This window comes from Tigheibacillus halophilus, from assembly GCF_042683165.1.
Classification (GTDB): Bacteria; Bacillota; Bacilli; order Bacillales; family Amphibacillaceae; genus Tigheibacillus; species Tigheibacillus halophilus.
In genome coordinates this window covers 530,569-548,206 of the sequence record NZ_JBHUIZ010000003.1, presented here as the reverse complement: position 1 = coordinate 548,206, position 17,638 = coordinate 530,569, and the positions used below count along the sequence as shown (strand labels likewise).

Sequence of the window (17,638 nt, the reverse complement as noted above, 5' to 3'; positions counted from 1 at the left end):
AACTCCTTTAAACGTATGTAATCTTCCTTGATAATTTTACGATAAACACAGATATTTTTCATTTAATCTGTTTTGAGCTCAGAATAGTGCGGTCACTGTGTTATGAATCATCATCAGAGCAGCCAGGACGACATAGAGCACAAAGAAAATCAAAAAAAACATCCGCCAAGCTATATCAACGGCACGGCCATATAAGAGGCGACCTTTTACCTTATATTGCCCAACCAAAATCAGTCCAGCAATGAGGATAAAAAACAGTATAATGAAAAACAGCACATGAAACTGAAATAAGTCCGACAAGATTAAATCAACAGCAATGACATAAAATATGGCAGTCCACTGTGCGGATTTGCGAAAGGCTGTACCTGAACTGGTATATTTCCATTTCAAAACAACAAACACGAGCAGCGTAGCCAATAGTGGAATCGTGACAAGAAAAGCAAAAAGATGGACGAGTAAATCAATCACATGACACTCCCCCTTTCTGTTCCATGGCTTTGACAGCACGCCAAACGAACGCGGTATAAGGTGCATTTTTTTTAGCACGCTTCAGAATATACCCCGAAATGGCATCGTTTTCGGTTTTCCGGTTTTCATGTAAGTCCTTTCGCATCGAGGATATATTAGCGGAGGTTTTCTCAGCGACTTCCATCACACGATCCCACATTACTCTTATCTCCAAACCAAGTACATTGCAAGCCTCCTCGCATAATTGTTCCGCCAAGCAGTTCAAATGCGTATTGTGAAGAATTTGACCATTATCTACGTCGAAGATAGCAGTGAGCGGATTGATGACAGCATTGACGGCCAGCTTTTCAGAAAGCATAAACAACATGTCGGATCTTATTTGAAATTGAAAGTCCTGACTGCTAAGCTTGGAAACGATTTTTTCCAGCAGCTGTTTATGAACATGTTCGCTCGCAAAACTTATTGCCCCACATCCAGTATGCCTATATGTATAATCATTCACGACGATAGAACCATGCTCTACAACCCCGGCGAATGCCGGCTGCTGCATTTTTTTTATTATTTCCAGATGCCCCATCCCGTTCTGGATAAAAAATAACGGGGTCTGTGCATTTTTTCTTTGAATCCAAGGTAAAACATCTTCCAACTGATGTTGTTTGACACAAACAAATAAGCAATCCTGCTTGTCCATTTCCGAAAAAAGGGCTGCACCTGCAGCTATCTGGCGACCGTCATTTTTTCTTACAATGCCATACTTTTGAATCGCTTCAGCCTGTTCCGATCTTCTAACAAAAAAAGTAACTTCACCAGCAAAACTTAACCGGCTACCGAAAAGCATTCCAATTGAGCCGGCTCCAATAATTCCTATTTTCATATCCATCCCCCCAAAAAATGTTCCAAAAATGCACACTGTCAAAATCTCCATATGCGCTGACGCTTTTTTAACATAACCCTTAGAAGAGAAATAAGCTTTCGAACGCCTTACTGCATATATAGTACTGCTATGATATCTACTATGTGTCAGACGAAAGCAAAATTCTAAAGGCTACCAAGTCACGCTGCACGGTACGATTTCATTATCTGATCATTTATACTATAATAGAAGAATATAGTGCAAAAATACAGCAAAATGAAGGGGGAGACCGAAGATGAATGACATAAAGGTCGAAAGGCTATTCATTAATTACAAAACACTAGAGGCTTTCAAGCAATTCAAAGAATACGGTCATCAGGAACTTTCCATGCTGGAAGATCTTGAATCCAATATTGTGGAAAATAATAGTGAATCACCATTTTACGGCGCTTTTTACGGGGACCGTCTCATAGCGAGGATGAGTTTGTATAAAGTTGATGCGAAATACGATTCCTATTTCGAACCTCCGCAAAATTATCTGGAACTTTGGAAGCTGGAAGTTTTGCCTGATTATCAGAAAAGAGGCTATGGAAAAGCTTTAGTAGAGTTCGCAAAGGGGTTTGATTTGCCTATCAAAACAAATCCAAGAGTCAAGTCGGATCGTTTTTGGGAAAAAATGGGATTCCAGAAAGCTCATTACGAGATGGAAAGGGATCTAGGGGAAAATCCACTTATCTGGCTACCGAAAGGCGTGCAGGAAAAAGAGCTTTCACACTAAAACGATAAAAAACAAAATTGGGAAGTTACCTTGTGAACTTCCCTTTTTTCGTCTAATCCTGATATTTACTTGTTGCCCAGCTCCATAGATTCCCTATCTCCTGCCAAGTGCTTTCGTAACCTTTCAGCTTTTCTTTGAGATTTTCGTTTTCTTTTCGCAATGTTTCAATCTGCATTTGCTGTTTTCTTTGTTCTTCCCCGGAAGAGAGTAAAAATCCTGTTTTCATTTTCTCCAGAAATGAAATAGTCGATTCTATCTGGTCACTGGCAACTTTTTCCGGTAAGCCACTCAATGGCTCCCGTGGCTTGTTGCCTTTTTTTCTGTCTTCTTTTGCATCTTGAATCGCCTCTGCGCATTCTTTTCTAAGGGTAGCGTTCCACCTGAAACCACATGCAGCCGGTGTACGTGATAATTCGCTGGCTACTTTTTTAAACGCTTCAAGTTGTGTGTTTCCAATGCGAATGTATTCCAATACGGTATTGGTAAGTACAGCATCCTCTTCCTTTGACCAGGCATCCTGGCGCGTCGTGTTCATGACATCACTCCTTACTCATTTGCTATAATGTATGCAAAAAATAGTTGTGATAGACTAATACTTTACGATTTGCCAGGCTATAGGAAAACGCAATTTCCTTTAACACGAGATAAATGCTTGGTTCTTACACTGCTAAATACAAAAAAATAGACCCTTCCACTGAAAGGATCTATCCGCTGATTTAGAGACGATATTATTTCGCAATGACTTCTTTACCGTCATAATGGCCGCAAGATGGGCATACACGGTGCGATTTTGTAAGTTCACCACAATTAGGGCATTCAACCAAGCCAGGTACTAACAGTTTCTTGTGTGTACGGCGTTGGTTTTTTACTTTTTTGGATGTTCTTCTCTTAGGTACTGCCATGACTTACACCTCCTTCAAAGTTCAACATGTTTATTCGCTTTTCTCGCTGTCATCTTTTAATAAAGATGACAGTTTTTGCAAACGTGGATCAATCGGTTTTTCTTCCTGCTTTTCCTGTGTGATAACTTCCCAGTCTTTACCGGAAGAGGGGACGCCCTTTTCAGCCGCTTCAGGGTCGTCGGAAAATATTCTGAAAGGAACTTCCAGTAAAATATTTTCCTTGATATATGGCGCCAAGTCAAGCACTTCGCCATGTACAGGATGAATTTCATCATCTTCCTTATACATTTCAGAAGTAGAAAAAATTTCTGTTGCTTGAATATTAAAAGGGTATGGCACATCAACCAATGTGCGTGCGCAAGGCAGAGTCATTTCTCCCTCAATAGAAAAGGAGAAAATGAGTTCATTCCCTCTCATATCACATTGCCCCTGTACCTGGACCGGTTCAATCCGACGGATGTCATTATTCATGTTTTCCAGTTCGGAAACATCCACTTTTCCATCAAAGGTAAAAGGATGGTCATTTGTATTTTTCTTGATTTGTGTCAATGTAAACTTCATTGTCTTCACCTCAAGGCAACAAGAGTTATTTTATAGGGAAAAACGTCTTTTGTCAATATCTTTCCTTTACAGTTTAACAGATTTTTTTATGGTTATCACTTCTTTTAAACGGTCATGCAGTTCGACGAAGCGTTAAGTATAATCAGCTAGTGATTTCGTCCACAGATGCATATTGCTGTCAATTCTGTTAAAATAATGGTATTTTCAACGATTGGAGTTGTTTGGATGAATGCTGTCGGACTGATAGTCGAATATAACCCTTTTCATAATGGCCATCTGCATCATTTGAACCAAGCGAAAGAAACGGCAAATGCAGATGTCGTTGCTGCAGTGATGAGTGGTTCCTTTTTACAGCGTGGAGAACCGGCGATTATCGATAAATTCCACCGTGCAAAAGCGGCACTTGCTGGTGGCATTGACATCATATTGGAACTCCCTTATGCTTACGCAGTCCAAAGTAGTCGTCTTTTTGCAAAAGGCTCCGTCTTGTCCCTTTATGAACTCGGAGTGGAAAGCATCTGCTTTGGCAGCGAATCAGGAAAAATAGACGATTTTCTTCAAGGATACTACTTTCTGAAAGAAAACGAGGAAACCTATACTTCCACCCTGAAATCGTCTTTAAAGCAAGGCGTTTCCTATCCTGCTGCAAGTAAAATCGCTTATGATAAAATCGGTCTTGCCAACAACAATTTTGACTTAACGCAGCCAAATAACGTTTTGGGTATGAGCTACGTCAATGAAGTTTTGGGTCGAAACCTTCCTATCAAACCAATGACCATCCCGAGGATAAAAAGCCAACATCATGATATGAAAATTACGGGAAATATTGCGAGTGCCACTTCTATACGAAAAGAACTGCTTCATAATATAAATAAAACAAAGATCCGCGACACCATCCCTGATGGGACGATGGAACAGCTGGTCGAATATAGGAGGAGAACTGGATTATGGCATGACTGGGAGCAATACTTCCTCCTTCTCAACTACCGGGTACAAACTATGAGCCACGAGGAACTGGCCCTGATCGCTGGTGTTGATGAAGGCCTTGAATTCAGGATCAAGGAAACCGCCTCAACGGTCTCTTCTTTTCATGAGTGGGTGCAGGCCGTTAAAAGCAAACGATACACATGGACAAGATTACAAAGAATGTTTACACATATTTTAACCAATACAACAAAAAAAGAACTGGAATTGGCGACCGCTTCAGAAAACGTGCCGTATATCCGCTTGCTCGGTTTTAGCAGACAGGGACAAGCTTATTTGAATCAGTTTAAGAAAAACCTTGGTATACCTCTTATCACAAGTCTCAGCAGAAATATGGACCAGATGCTGCACATGGAAGAACGGGCCGCAAATGCCTATTACAGTATTATTGCTCCCGCAGCACGAAAAAAGCTTACCCGCCAGGAATTGCAAGGTCCTTTACAAATCCAGCCAGAAAGATCCCTATAGCACAGTATTTTTTTCCGAATGATATCATGGTAACAAAAAGCGATTGGAAAGCATTCCCAATCGCTTTTTGTTAGTATATGGATAATATCGTTTCCTATACAAATTCAACACGTGTCAGGTTTTATTTGTCAGCATCCATCTTCTCTAAATAATCCAATGCATCTTGAAATGTATCCACCGGAACAACTTTCATATCAGTACCAATTTCCTCAGCTGTTTTTTTGGCAATATGGTAATTGGAATTTTTAGCGCCATTTTCATTTGGTGCGAAGAAAACATCGCATCCTTCTTTGTCAGCTGCAATCACTTTTTTATCAATACCGCCGATGCGCATCACATTTCCATCATAATCAATTTCACCTGTGCCTGCTATTTGAAGGCCGTTTGTCAAATCTTCTTTTGTCAATTCATCATAAATTTTCAACGAAAACATCAAACCTGCACTTGGTCCGCCGATATCCCCACTCTTGAAATGCACCTTTGGTTTCACACTGACACTGCGATCAGTGACCAATTGTATGCCTATTCCTATTTTTTCTTTCTCATCTTTGAACTTTTCTAATTTTATTTTTTTGGTCAGGTTCTTTCCATCTCGCTTGATATCAAATTTCAAAGTCTGCCCGGCCTGTTTTGTTTGCACATAGTCAATCAAATCATTGGCTTCTTGGATTTGATGATTTTCCACACCAATAATCCGGTCCCCTGCCTTCAGCTTCCCATCTGCCGGCATATCTTTGACAACCGAAACGACATAAACACCGTCATAATTGATATCGATATGTTTTTTGGCGGCCTTATAAGCGACTACTGTTGCAGCTTCTTGTGAGCTTTCCATCATTTGCAGCTGTGCATGAAAATACTCATCCTGTGAAATGCCTTTTGGCATAACTTCATCAATCGGGATGATCTCCTCATGAGAAAGTACCTTTGCCATCACATATTCGATCGGTGTTGCCTGTCCACCTCTGACAGTGACCAAATGCATATCCCCTTTACTTTTATAACCATCATCTACAGATATGATGGGGTCCAGCGCATCCGCGCTCCCAGGCTTATAAATGTAGTATGGCAACCGGTATGTTGCAATAAATACAGCAATGACAATCACAATCAAAAAAGTAATAATGTGTTTCATTTTAAATCTCATCATGCGGGCCCCTTCCAATCTTCGTTCTCCATAAAAGTGTATGGCATATTTGTCCAATCCATGTGCGTATATTGAAAGTACGAGCTATGGCAAAATCGTGGAAAATGAAGACTTGTTTAGAAAATCTGCATTTATGCAGAAGGAAAGGGAGGTTCCTATTTTCCTTGACTGCACTGCCAATGATAGTGAAATCCATTCAACCGGGATTAGCCTGCACAGAATATACAGCAAGCAAACTTTCAAATCATGGTCAATAAACTAGTTTCCATTTTACTACGAAATTTAAAAATCGCAAGCAGCTCAATGCCAGCCGAAAACATTGCAGCCCAGATGCTGAAATCAGCTGGCTGAATGAGGTATATGATGTCCTGCGGATTAGGAGGAAAAAGCTTGAAGTCTAAACTGAAAACAATCGTACTCGCGATTGCAGTCATCGCCTTAGCGTTAGTCATGATAAAATTCCCCAAAGACGCGTACGAAGCAAGTATTCGGGGACTGGATATGTGGTGGGAGATTGTGTTCCCGTCACTCCTGCCGTTCTTCATCACAGCAGAGCTCCTCTTAAGCTTTGGCGTGGTGCGGTTACTGGGGGTTCTGTTCGAGCCGATCATGCGACCGATTTTTAGAGTACCCGGTGCCGGCAGCTTCGCTTGGATTTTAGGCATGGTCAGCGGATATCCGACAGGAGCTAAAATTACCGCTAGGTTGCGGCAGGAAAAACAATTGACAAGAATAGAAGCCGAGCGGCTGACCTCTTTTACAAATGCATCCAGTCCTTTATTCATCGTTGCTGCACTATCCGTCGGATTTCTTGGAGATGCCCGTCTGGGATTATTAATTGCTGTCTGTCATTATACCGGGAATGTGTTCGTCGGCATCATCATGCGCTTTTACGGTGTTCGGCAAGAAGAAAAGCAAGCAAAAATGAAACTGAAACAACAGAATGGGTTAGTTTTGCATGCCTTAAAAGAGATGCACCGCACAAGAATTAAAGATAAAAGGGCTTTCGGTGAGATACTTGGGGATGCGGTGCTGAATTCCGTACAGACATTACTTATGGTTGGTGGTTTTATTATATTATTTTCCGTACTCAGCAAATTATTATTTCTTGTGCAGTTTACTCCGGTTCTCGCTGCAGGGCTTCATTTCATTTTCCAAATGCTGCAGCTGCCGGTTGAGTTAGCATTGCCATTCATCTCAGGCGTATTGGAAATCACGGTCGGCGCCAGCATGATTTCTAAAGAATCCATTGATCCTTTATTTGCGGTCATTGTGGTGATCAGTTTCATTCTTGGTTTCAACGGTTTGTCCATTCACGCACAAGTAGCAAGCATTATTTCCGAAACCGATATCCGGTATTTTCCATATTTTATCGGAAGAATATTGCACGCATTCATCGCCAGCATACTGACCGTCCTGTTATACCGGCCTCTTTATCTTGACAGACAGGCTTTTGATGGCAACGATCTTGCAGTAGGAGCCCCTGCGGCAGAAAATACCTGGTCATCTGCGCTGGGGTATGTGCAAGATATCGGGCCGATCATTTCTCTCGTTTTCATATTTTTATCGACTATCATTTTGTTTCATCGACTGAAGAAAACAGCTTTTTAGAACTGTATACTTGCAGGATGCAAGCATCTATCTTGCATCCTTTCCCTGGCACGAAAAATGTCATCTTTTTCAAGTTTTTTATAGCGCTTTCGCATGGTCATTCGACCGTTATTGGTGGATATACTTATTCTGTAATGCCGTAACTACTGGTTCCGGGACAAGATCGGATACATTAGATCCGTATTTTGCTATTTCTTTGATGATACTTGAACTCAAGAAGGAATATTGGTTATTTGTCATCATGAATAACGTCTCGACATCCGGGTCAAGTTTCCGGTTAGCTGATGTAATCTGCATCTCATATTCAAAATCACTGACTGCCCGCAAACCTCGCAGCACAACTTGCGCATTTTTCTTTTTAGCATAATCGATCAAAAGGCCATTACTGGCATCTACAGAAACATTGGGCAAATGCCGTGTGGACGCTTCAATAAGTGCCAACCTTTCCTCGACCGTAAAAAGAGGGGATTTTGACTGATTATTGAATACCGCAACAGTCACTCTATCAAAAATTTTTGCTCCTCGCTCGATGATGTCCAAGTGCCCATTTGTAATCGGATCAAAGCTTCCGGGGCAGACTGCCAATCTTGTCATGTTCATTTTCTCCCTTCCGGTACATCGTGATGCCGATCGTTCCATAATTTGCTTGTTTGATGATTTGCAATTCCTTATTCAATAAGGGCATTTGATCAGCGGCATCATGCTCACAATATAGCATACCGCCATCCTTGAGCAATGAAGATTTAATAATCGACCTTATCAATTTTTCATAGTCAGCCTTTTTATATGGCGGGTCTAGTAATATCAGCGTGAAAGTCATATTTTTCTTTGACAATATCTGTATGGCGCGATTTGCATCCGTCCGATAGACTTCTGACAGATTGGAGATTTTCAGCATCTCTAAGTTCTCCTGAATCGTATGTATAGCTTTGTTCTGCCGATCCACAAATACAGCGCGGTCCATTCCCCTACTAAGCGCTTCAATGCCCAGGCTTCCACTCCCCGCGAATAAGTCCAGACAGCTTCCGCCATCGAAAAATGGCCCCATCATTTGGAATACCGCTTCTTTCACCTTATCAGTAGTCGGCCTCGTGTCCTTTCCAGGAACAGCTTTCAATGCTCTTCCTTTATGCGTTCCTGCAATTATCCGCATGCGATCACTCCAAATTGAGTTTATTCGACATTTATCCTATCATAATCTGTGTTTTTACACCACAAAAAGAAGGCGATTCAATCTGCAAGCCTTACAATTCAATGTTCAGCAGGAATTAAAAAAATTAGTTCATTGCAAAAAAAAGCAGCAACGCTTATAGATAAAAATTTTTCTGCCGTGTATAAATTAGGTGGGCGGTGTACATAATATGTTAGTGAGGCAGCTGTTATCGGCTGTTGTTAAACACGGAGAAGACTTACACTTCCCCATAAGTTCTCCTCCGGTTTCTCCTCTCCCTTTGCCTCTTTGTTTTCTCGAAAACAAAGAGACCTGCAGAATCATTTCTGCAGGTTTTTTTCATGTCTATACGTATAAACATTGTCAATCTGTTGTTGGACTCCCGGTCTTTAACGGGAACATAGACAACGTGGATTCGCATTTTAAGTATTGTGAAACCTTACTTGGAATGAACTATATACCCATCTTATAGTCATATTGTTTCGCTTTATCAGGCTTCGCATTTTCATATGTTGTGTTGACAAACGGCTTATGAGACCACTCCACATTAGAAACAAATGAATAGCGGAGCACTTTATTCTCGATTTCAGCTTTATCTTCCCGGTCGACATAGATGACTGCATACTTCATACGTTTGGAAGCGTAGATCAGGTTCCCGTATTTTTTAAGCTGTTTCAAATTTTTCATATGATGAAACCAAACAATCATTCCCAGACGATCTTTTCTCATGATATTCCTCACTTATATGAATTATGGCGACCCAACGTCTGTCCTATCAGGATGCCTTACATCCGCAACTCCCACCACCGCCACAGCCGTCGGTCAGCGCTGCTCCATCTTTCGGCACTTTGATTTGGTCGCTGATGCTCAAAGCGATGTACTCGCTTACTTCATCAAGCAAATTTTGCACATTCCTTTCCGCTACCTTGTATGCGGCAACCTTATCATTCATATCCATTTCTCTCTTATTGGTTCGGACTGCTTTCATGATTTCGTTATAATCAGGATGATAACGGCCAAATCGTTGTACTTCTTCGTATTCTTCTTTTATATGATTAAATGCTTTTATAAGCGATTGTGCTTGTTGATCATTATCCAGTTCATGCTTTGCTTTTTTGTATGCGGCCATCACATCAGACTCCTGAATCATTGCCCCGAATTGTTCTGCATGATCAAGCAAATCTACAAATTCCAGCGTAGCAAACATCTCCATTCACCTCCATCTCCATACTATCATGTTTACACGCGAGTGGAAATAAAAAAAGCTAAACAATCTTCCAAGTCATCCTGCTGCAAAATAAATTGAAAGCGGAATAATACGACATACTGTATACAATGCATGGCAATGAAACATTTTCACGGGAACTATCAATTTCAATCTTCGTTTTCACTGGCGACAAAAAAATCACCCGGTTGCATTATGAAACTAATCCTGCATTTCCCGGGTGAACTGTAACAACATATTCGCAAGATTCACAGTATCCTGCAGCCGTTCAATCCGCTGCCCTACTGTTTTGCCGTGAAACAATGCCGATTCTTTTTTAAAGGTGCTGAAACTGGCAGGGTCCCTAGACAAGTATCGGTACCATACTGGATTCATGCGCAAAAACTGTCTGTATTCAGGCTGGCTTTTTATCGAAGTAAATAACTGTTGATCCATTTTCATCAATCCTTAAACGTACCAAATTGTTGACCAGAAGAAGGCTTATTTCCTTTGGTTTGGAATTGACCAAGCAAATCCTGCAAGGATGAAATGGCACCGTTAAGCTGATGTACTTGTTTTTGCACTTTATCCATATCCAGATTCTCGGTCATTTCCCACATCTTCGAAAAAATTTCCGTCTTTTTATCCTTATCATTGTGTTTTCCGCCTGTATTGTCTTTTTTCGGATCTGCATCTCCTTGGAACGATGTCCAAAAGGGATCTTCCTCTCCAAGCAGCACCCATTTTTCATAATACTCCTGCCAAGAGCGGCCATTTTTCCGTATCTCTCTCAGCAGTTTCGGATGTTGATTGACAAATTGCTTGAACTCACGAATAGTTGGATGCAGTTTCTCCTCATTCAAACTTCTCACCCCAATTGACAAAGCGCTTTCCGCTCTATTGCTTATTTTCACTACATATTATGCAGAAAACCAAAAAACAGTGTCAAATGCCCCGGGGGAAGTGTTACCCTTTTTACATCGGTTTTGCTAAAAAGTTCTGAGTATAGTAAAACTTGTACACACCAACGCCAAGATTCGTATAATCTTTATTAAGCAACGCCTCTCTGTGCCCCTTGCTGTTTAGCCAACCTTGCATGGCTGCAGGCGCATCAGGATACTGTGCTGCAATATTTTCCCCTGCCGCAAAATAGTATACTTTTTTTGCGGCCAATCTTTCTTTTAGTCCTGTCCCGTCCTGTCCATAGTGAGAAAAATAATGATTTTCCGCCATATCCTTACTATGCAAAAATGCGACATCATGCACTTTTTCATCCCATTTCAAGGATGGTTTCCCATAATATGCCCGAAGGACATTGGACATGTCAAAAATTTGTTTTTCCATACCTTTTTCAACGTTTTTCCATTCTTGATCAGTCAGTTCTTCGGACTTTGGCAACCTGCCTCTGTATTTCAACTCATACGGGCGTTGCTTGAGCAAAGTATCCCCATCAATCACTCTGACAGCGGATAGCTTATCAGTAAATGTATCAAAATAACATTGCATATAAATATTATCGGACAATTTGACGAGCGGGCGAGCCTTCATATCTTCTTTGCTTAACAAGAATTGATACGAAGAAATGCCCTTTTCATATGTCACTTCGTTGGTAAAAGACAAAGAATCCTTCGCTTTTTTATATGATTCTCCTATTTCAACCGGTTCGGCTGAAATCCCTTTGCCAAGCGCAAAAGCCGATGTGATTTTGTCATCCTCCACTCCAAACTGGATATATTGCTGTTTCCGATCAGTATACACCCACCATGTATAACCGTACGCACTTACATCTTTGCGGGCGGGAGCTCCGAACTTTTTCTGCAATTCTTTCGGTTTCTTTCCAATCCAATGGTACAAATCACCAGTATACCTGCTGTTCAGCAGTTTTTTTTCAGGCAGCTGCTTTTGTTTGATTTCAGTTTTCTTTTCGACAAATAGATGGCTGATGTTTTCCACAGCTTCCTTTGGGCTCATCTCGTGTTTTCCAAGAAAATAGAAGATAGCAAATGCCAGCAAAAGCACTACCAATATAGACTTTATCCATCGCATACTATATCACCTCTATATTGTATTACTAATTCAATATATGTCCTTCCAATCAAATCTATTCAATGAAATAGTTTTCAACTGGTTTATATTTCATTACCCTATTTATTATATCAAAACACTGCAATAGACGATGTCACGTAGGGATAAATGATTGCAACTTGCTGTAATTCGTACTATGATAGTGCTAGCGAGGAAAAATATGTGAGGTGTATATAATGAAATTGGAAAACATCAATATGGAAGAAATTGTCATGGATATCAAACCATTGGACCACATCATGGGACAACATGCATTCATCCGTGCAGGTCAATGGGATTATGAACGAGTTACTTATGACTACAAAATTGGTTCTCAAGAGAAAAACATTACATATTATGTTCGTATTCAAGGCCGTGCAGTAGAAGGCGATGTGGACCGTAAAACTGCTGTTATCAAATTGATGCCACCCCTGTTGGGAAAACATTATTATCCACACGGAGTCGAATACGGTGAAGATGAAAATTTCCCAGAAAACCTTGTCGAACGTGCAAAAAACCTGGTTGCAAAAGTGCATGAGGATTTAATGCAATTCAAGAACAAATAAAATCAATATTATAAAGACTGTCTCAAAAAAGGCGGCCCCATTTCGGACATTTTCGTTCACAAGGGCAATGCTGAAGGGCCAGTCTTTTTTTATGGAATTTTGCATCACCGACTTGCTGCCGCTTTTCCACTTCATTATTATCCTCAGACCATATCATAATTCAGTTTTTGTCAGGAATCAGATGATGGAAAACCTGCTGGTTATAATGCCTGTGCTGCTTAGTAGCAATCTAAAGAACCCGCCGAAAATGACGTGACTTTAGCCATGGTTTTCGGTTACATACTGGACTGCCACTCCTTATTGGCATCTCAGCCAAGAAGCTGGAACATTATCTAATAAATTATAAAATAAAAAAACAGGCTGTCCGAAAGTCACTTTCAGTCAGCCCATTTTTTACAACCACATCACGTTCCCAGTATCGCTTTGATCATGCTCGTGGTATCGCCGCCTCTGTAAAACACATACAACAGCAGATAAACCATCACCCCTGTGATAGCAGTAAAAAACCATACAATACTTGTAACCGGACCGATTTTTCGATGAATGGCAATTTTCCGTTTAAATGCAAGCGTCAATGTCACCACGCCAAAAATCGCACCCATTGTTGCTAAAAAGATATGAAAAATCAAGAATACGGTGTAATAGATTTTTAATTCATCAGGTCCTCCAAAACTCGTATTCCCAATAAAAATGGTTCTGGACATGTAAATGATGAAAAACAATAATGCACTCACCGCTGCCGAAATCATCACTCTTTTGTGCGCTTTTCTTTTATCATGCACGATTAAATACCAGCCAATCGCCATCAAAACAGCGCTTAAAATGATGAAAAATGTGCTTATCGTCGGCAAAATAGGCATAACTCCATTCAACCTCTCTCTATACTATTAGATATATCTGGCATTTCTTTCATTCGAGAAACTGAGCAAATATCGCTCAATGTGTCGTAGTAACCTGCTGGTTCTCGGGTAGGGGATCCACTTTCAAGCTTTCTCTGTTGAACCATTGGAAGAAAACCTTAGCCAGAATTACAAGATATGTCCCCTCCTGCATTATTTTCATAATGATGCCACCTAGCTGCTGATCCTCCATTACTCCCATTGGAGAAAACATTTCAGGACCTGAGATTTGCATTGAAATTCCATCTAGTACATTGCCAGGGACGCAAAGACTCATCGATTGCAGCCATGCACCGGAAGCACTGTACGCATCAAACAAAGGGTTGGACGCAAAAATGATTAATACACAAGCAGGTGTGATCAAAACACCATTAGCAAAAATATAGAATATTTTCAGCAATGGACTCAACCGGTTGAATTCCTTAATAGGAGTAGTAACCGGGAACCACATAATAAAGGCCGCGACAAGCAGAATCAGCCCGATGCTAGTATGAGCTGCTTGGGAGGTCTTGCTGAAATCGAAGACAGCTGGCAGGTGATACAGAGAAAATAATGTATTAAACACCAGTAACGAAATCAGCGGTTTAGTCATGAATTTGACAAAAGGGTAAATAAAAGGTCTGTAAATTATTTTCTTCCATAACCAGACCGGAAGCCCATAAATCATCAAGATTGGAAATACCAAATAGAAAATGGCCATCTGTATCATGTGGAAAGTCAGCATGATATGCGAGAGAAGATCCACCGGAGATCCTTTAACCATATACAGCAAGAACATACCCGTATAGAAAGCGGCCTGCTGTTTACCTGAAGGGGCTTCATTTTCTTTTCCAAATTTACTGCGCAGCGGACCGGTCACGATATAGTACACTGCTGCTAAAGCAATGATATATACGAAGAAGTATGGACTCCATAAAGCGCGAAAACCGAAAATTTGCAGTTCCAGCCACATATTAGACATTTTGTTCATCTCCATATTAAAAAAATCTTCACACTGCCTTTATTATACAACATTTAAATCACTCACACATCCTGTGGATGTGACAAAATATAGAAAAGACCGGGGAATTCTCCCCGGTCTTGACAATTTTGCAATAACGAAAAGCAAATTGATATGCTCTGTGTGAATTATGCAATTGCCTGCTTACCACCAAGTGATAGCGCCTAAAGTCAAAACAGTCATAAATGCTACCCAAATACCACCATATATCATAAGGGATGGCATATCATGCCCTTTTTCTTTCAGATGCATGAAGTAATAGAATTGAAAACCGACTTGAATGACCGCAAGCAAAATCAGAACTGGCACAGCATACATTTTGCTCATGATGTCCGTTGCGACGATTGCAAAAGCGATAAGCGTCGCAGCAATCATCATTGCAAATGAAATCAAATGTCTTTTCATTTCTTCTTTGTTCTTAAGCTTCTGGTACTCTGAGACTTTGTTGGTATTAGTGTTATCAGTCATTGATTAACCCACCTTTCCCATGAGATAAACAACGGTAAATACAAATACCCAAACGACATCAATGAAATGCCAATACAAGCTGAATGTATTGAATTTCGGTGCATTATATAAGTTCAGTCCTCTTTTAGCATTGCGTACCATTAGAGCAGCAAGCCAAAGGATTCCGAATGTCACGTGCCCGCCGTGAAAACCAACCAATGTATAAAATGCAGATCCAAAAGCTGATGAACGGAAAGTGAAACCATATTCCGTAATGTAATGCGTAAACTCATAAATTTCCAAAGAGAGGAAACCCAGTCCAAGTAACCCTGTAATACCAAGCCAAAGCATCATTTTCTTGAATTCATTATTTCTCATATGATACATGGCATAAACACTTGTCAAAGAACTCGTCAACAGCAGTACTGTCATTATGAAAACCAGATCCAGCCCAAACATTTCATGAGCGGAAGGACCGTCTGCCGTTGAATGTCGCAAAGAGAGGTATGTTCCAAACAAACTGGCAAAAAGGACTGTCTCACCGCCTAGAAAGAACCAGAAACCAAGAAATTTATTTTTTCCTTCCATGGTGGCTTTTTCAGGTGATTCCGGAAAAGTTTCGGGATGTAATACTTCATCGTGACTCATATTATTCAGCCTCCTTTTCCAGTTCTTCTTTTTTGATGTGATGCCCAAGGTCATCCTTCAGAGATCTTGTCAGCATCGCCAGCAAACCGATAGCCATACCACCGAACATAGCAATCGTTCCCAGAACAGTATCATTGTGGTAGATAAAACCGAAACCAGCAATGAAGAATCCTAATGACATTACAAATGGAATGAAAGAATTATTCGGCATATGGATATCACCAAGTGGTTCCGCCGGAGTCATCTTGCCATTACCTTCCATTTTCTCAATCCACAAAGGATCAAGTCCCCGAACTAAAGGCAACTGTTTAAAGTTGTAATGTGCCGGCGGTGATGGAATAGACCATTCCAATGTTCTTCCGTCGTACGGATCTCCAGGTGTCTTTTCGCCTTTCGCCGCTGTGTAAATGATATTGATAAAGAAGATGATCACACCAGCAGCCATGAAAAATGCACCTACAGAGCTTATCAGATTCCCTGTATCAAGTCCTTGGTCTTTCAAGAATACCCAGTAACGACGTGGCATACCCATCAATCCAAGGAAATGCTGGATAAAGAATGTCAGGTGGAATCCGATAAAGAATAACCAGAACGCCCATTTACCTAGCGCCTCGTTTAATATCCGGCCAAACATTTTCGGCCACCAGTAGTGCAGACCCGCAAATATACCGAACACAGTACCACCTACAATAACATAGTGGAAGTGAGCGATAACGAAATATGTGTCATGATACTGGTAGTCGGCAGCGACTGTCGCAACCATGACACCTGTCATCCCACCGATTGTAAATGATGGAATGAACGCGAGACTCCAAAGCATTGCGGAATTGATTGTGATCGTTCCGCCCCATAATGTTGCAAGCCAGTTGAATATTTTAATACCTGTAGGCACTGCAATCGCCATTGTTGCAATAGAGAAGATGGTGTTTGCAACAGGACCCAGCCCAACTGTGAACATATGGTGAGCCCAAACCATGAAACCAAGAAAAGCAATGACAATGGTTGCAAAAACCATGGCAGTATATCCAAACAGGCGTTTTTTCGAAAATGTAGAGAATACATCACTGAAGATACCAAAACAAGGTAAAATCAGGATATAAACTTCTGGGTGCCCGAATATCCAGAAAAGGTGTTGCCAAATAATCGCATTACCACCTAGAGAAACATCAAAGAATGCTGCCCCAAACATGCGTTCAAACATCAGCAGAAATAAGCCGACAGTCAATGCTGGGAAAGCAAACAAGATTAAGATGCTTGTGATGAACGTTGTCCATGTGAACAAAGGCATCCGCATGTATGTCATACCTGGTGCACGCATATTGATGATTGTCACCAAAAAGTTGATACCGCCGATTAAAGTCCCTGCCCCTGCAATCTGTAAACCGGCGATATAAAAGTCGACGCCATGTCCCGGCGAAGTTGTGGACAGTGGTGCATATGCAGTCCATCCTGCATCTGGCGCACCACCCATGAACCAACTACAGTTAAGTAGAATTCCGCCAAACATGAACAGCCAAAAACCGAGCGAGTTCAAGAATGGGAACGCGACATCGCGGGCTCCGATTTGCAATGGCATCGCGGCATTCATCAAACCCAACAGCAACGGCATTGCTGCTAAAAATATCATGGTAGTACCATGCATGGTAATTACTTCATTATATAAACCTGCACTAACAAAATCATTTTCGGGTTTCATCAGCTGGATACGGATAACCATTGCTTCAAGACCGCCAAGAATGAAAAACAAACCGCCACCCAACAGGTACAGATGAGCAATTTTCTTGTGGTCGATGGTAGTCAGATATTCCCAGATAACCGATCCAACACCCTTTTTTTGCATAGCTGCTTCACTCACAGGTTTAACCTC

General features: G+C 41.0%; 22 protein-coding genes. 4 read left to right on the top strand and 18 right to left on the bottom strand.

What is annotated here, in order from left to right:
* Nucleotides 1-78: 78 nt before the first annotated feature.
* A complete protein-coding gene (locus ACFSMW_RS03280; RefSeq protein WP_390352978.1) occupies nt 79-468 on the bottom strand; it encodes a DUF3397 family protein in 390 nt (129 codons plus the stop codon).
* Entirely contained in the window at nt 461-1,342 is an 882-nt protein-coding gene (locus ACFSMW_RS03275; RefSeq protein WP_390352976.1) for a 2-dehydropantoate 2-reductase, read from the bottom strand. The genes ACFSMW_RS03280 and ACFSMW_RS03275 overlap by 8 nt, the downstream gene beginning before the upstream one ends.
* 274 nt (nt 1,343-1,616) lie before the next feature.
* Here ACFSMW_RS03275 and ACFSMW_RS03270 point away from each other — a divergent pair, with 274 nt between their 5' ends.
* Nucleotides 1,617-2,099, top strand: a complete 483-nt coding sequence (locus ACFSMW_RS03270) for an N-acetyltransferase (protein WP_390352975.1) — start codon at nt 1,617-1,619, stop codon at nt 2,097-2,099.
* 52 nt (nt 2,100-2,151) lie between these two features.
* Here the strand turns inward: ACFSMW_RS03270 and ACFSMW_RS03265 are convergent, their stop codons facing one another.
* From ACFSMW_RS03265 to ACFSMW_RS03255, 3 genes are all read right to left on the bottom strand, one after another.
* Nucleotides 2,152-2,634 carry an RsfA family transcriptional regulator gene (locus ACFSMW_RS03265; RefSeq protein WP_390352973.1) on the bottom strand — a complete coding sequence of 161 codons (483 nt, stop codon included), beginning with the start codon at nt 2,632-2,634 and terminating at the stop codon, nt 2,152-2,154.
* A 193-nt stretch (nt 2,635-2,827) separates the two neighbouring features.
* The gene (gene rpmF / locus ACFSMW_RS03260) at nt 2,828-3,001 is read right to left on the bottom strand and encodes a 50S ribosomal protein L32 (protein WP_390352972.1); all 174 of its coding nucleotides are present in this window, start codon (nt 2,999-3,001) and stop codon (nt 2,828-2,830) included.
* A 30-nt stretch (nt 3,002-3,031) separates the two neighbouring features.
* The gene (locus ACFSMW_RS03255) at nt 3,032-3,562 is read right to left on the bottom strand and encodes a YceD family protein (protein WP_390352970.1); all 531 of its coding nucleotides are present in this window, start codon (nt 3,560-3,562) and stop codon (nt 3,032-3,034) included.
* 225 nt (nt 3,563-3,787) lie between these two features.
* Here ACFSMW_RS03255 and ACFSMW_RS03250 point away from each other — a divergent pair, with 225 nt between their 5' ends.
* Complete coding sequence (locus ACFSMW_RS03250) at nt 3,788-5,014, top strand: nucleotidyltransferase (RefSeq protein ID WP_390352969.1); 1,227 nt, start codon at nt 3,788-3,790, stop codon at nt 5,012-5,014.
* A gap of 121 nt (nt 5,015-5,135) precedes the next feature.
* Here the strand turns inward: ACFSMW_RS03250 and ACFSMW_RS03245 are convergent, their stop codons facing one another.
* Entirely contained in the window at nt 5,136-6,161 is a 1,026-nt protein-coding gene (locus ACFSMW_RS03245) for a SepM family pheromone-processing serine protease (protein WP_390353902.1), read from the bottom strand.
* 390 nt (nt 6,162-6,551) lie between these two features.
* On the opposite strand from ACFSMW_RS03245, the gene ylbJ reads away from it, so the two are divergent.
* A complete protein-coding gene (ylbJ, locus tag ACFSMW_RS03240; RefSeq protein ID WP_390352967.1) occupies nt 6,552-7,772 on the top strand; it encodes a sporulation integral membrane protein YlbJ in 1,221 nt (406 codons plus the stop codon).
* A gap of 108 nt (nt 7,773-7,880) precedes the next feature.
* Here the strand turns inward: ylbJ and coaD are convergent, their stop codons facing one another.
* From coaD to ACFSMW_RS03205, 7 genes are all read right to left on the bottom strand, one after another.
* Nucleotides 7,881-8,366, bottom strand: a complete 486-nt coding sequence (gene coaD / locus ACFSMW_RS03235; RefSeq protein WP_390352966.1) for a pantetheine-phosphate adenylyltransferase — start codon at nt 8,364-8,366, stop codon at nt 7,881-7,883.
* On the bottom strand, nt 8,332-8,925 hold the full coding sequence (rsmD, locus tag ACFSMW_RS03230; protein WP_390352964.1) for a 16S rRNA (guanine(966)-N(2))-methyltransferase RsmD: 594 nt from the start codon (nt 8,923-8,925) through the stop codon (nt 8,332-8,334). The genes coaD and rsmD overlap by 35 nt, the downstream gene beginning before the upstream one ends.
* Before the next feature lie 471 nt (nt 8,926-9,396).
* Complete coding sequence (locus ACFSMW_RS03225) at nt 9,397-9,672, bottom strand: YlbG family protein (RefSeq protein WP_390352962.1); 276 nt, start codon at nt 9,670-9,672, stop codon at nt 9,397-9,399.
* A 46-nt stretch (nt 9,673-9,718) separates the two neighbouring features.
* Nucleotides 9,719-10,150, bottom strand: a complete 432-nt coding sequence (locus ACFSMW_RS03220; protein ID WP_390352960.1) for a YlbF/YmcA family competence regulator — start codon at nt 10,148-10,150, stop codon at nt 9,719-9,721.
* A gap of 219 nt (nt 10,151-10,369) precedes the next feature.
* On the bottom strand, nt 10,370-10,603 hold the full coding sequence (locus ACFSMW_RS03215) for a YlbE-like family protein (RefSeq protein WP_390352958.1): 234 nt from the start codon (nt 10,601-10,603) through the stop codon (nt 10,370-10,372).
* Nucleotides 10,604-10,608: 5 nt separating this feature from the next.
* Nucleotides 10,609-11,010: a spore coat protein YlbD gene (gene ylbD / locus ACFSMW_RS03210; protein ID WP_390352957.1), complete on the bottom strand. Its 402-nt coding sequence runs from the start codon at nt 11,008-11,010 to the stop codon at nt 10,609-10,611.
* Nucleotides 11,011-11,122: 112 nt separating this feature from the next.
* A complete protein-coding gene (locus ACFSMW_RS03205) occupies nt 11,123-12,193 on the bottom strand; it encodes a CAP domain-containing protein (protein ID WP_390352955.1) in 1,071 nt (356 codons plus the stop codon).
* A gap of 215 nt (nt 12,194-12,408) precedes the next feature.
* Here ACFSMW_RS03205 and ACFSMW_RS03200 point away from each other — a divergent pair, with 215 nt between their 5' ends.
* Complete coding sequence (locus tag ACFSMW_RS03200) at nt 12,409-12,777, top strand: YugN family protein (protein ID WP_390352953.1); 369 nt, start codon at nt 12,409-12,411, stop codon at nt 12,775-12,777.
* Between the two features lie 404 nt (nt 12,778-13,181).
* Here ACFSMW_RS03200 and ACFSMW_RS03195 read toward each other — a convergent pair whose 3' ends face one another.
* The 5 genes from ACFSMW_RS03195 to ctaD all read right to left on the bottom strand — a co-directional run bounded on the left by ACFSMW_RS03195 (nt 13,182) and on the right by ctaD (nt 17,626).
* Nucleotides 13,182-13,637, bottom strand: a complete 456-nt coding sequence (locus tag ACFSMW_RS03195; RefSeq protein ID WP_390352951.1) for a DUF420 domain-containing protein — start codon at nt 13,635-13,637, stop codon at nt 13,182-13,184.
* A 76-nt stretch (nt 13,638-13,713) separates the two neighbouring features.
* Nucleotides 13,714-14,628, bottom strand: a complete 915-nt coding sequence (ctaG, locus tag ACFSMW_RS03190) for a cytochrome c oxidase assembly factor CtaG (protein ID WP_390353900.1) — start codon at nt 14,626-14,628, stop codon at nt 13,714-13,716.
* Between the two features lie 192 nt (nt 14,629-14,820).
* Nucleotides 14,821-15,144, bottom strand: a complete 324-nt coding sequence (ctaF, locus tag ACFSMW_RS03185; RefSeq protein ID WP_390352949.1) for a cytochrome c oxidase subunit IVB — start codon at nt 15,142-15,144, stop codon at nt 14,821-14,823.
* Between the two features lie 3 nt (nt 15,145-15,147).
* Nucleotides 15,148-15,771, bottom strand: coding sequence for a cytochrome c oxidase subunit 3 (locus ACFSMW_RS03180; protein WP_390352947.1), 624 nt, complete (start codon nt 15,769-15,771; stop codon nt 15,148-15,150).
* A gap of 1 nt (nt 15,772) precedes the next feature.
* Nucleotides 15,773-17,626 carry a cytochrome c oxidase subunit I gene (gene ctaD, locus ACFSMW_RS03175; protein WP_390352945.1) on the bottom strand — a complete coding sequence of 618 codons (1,854 nt, stop codon included), beginning with the start codon at nt 17,624-17,626 and terminating at the stop codon, nt 15,773-15,775.
* Between the last annotated feature and the right edge of the window lie 12 nt (nt 17,627-17,638).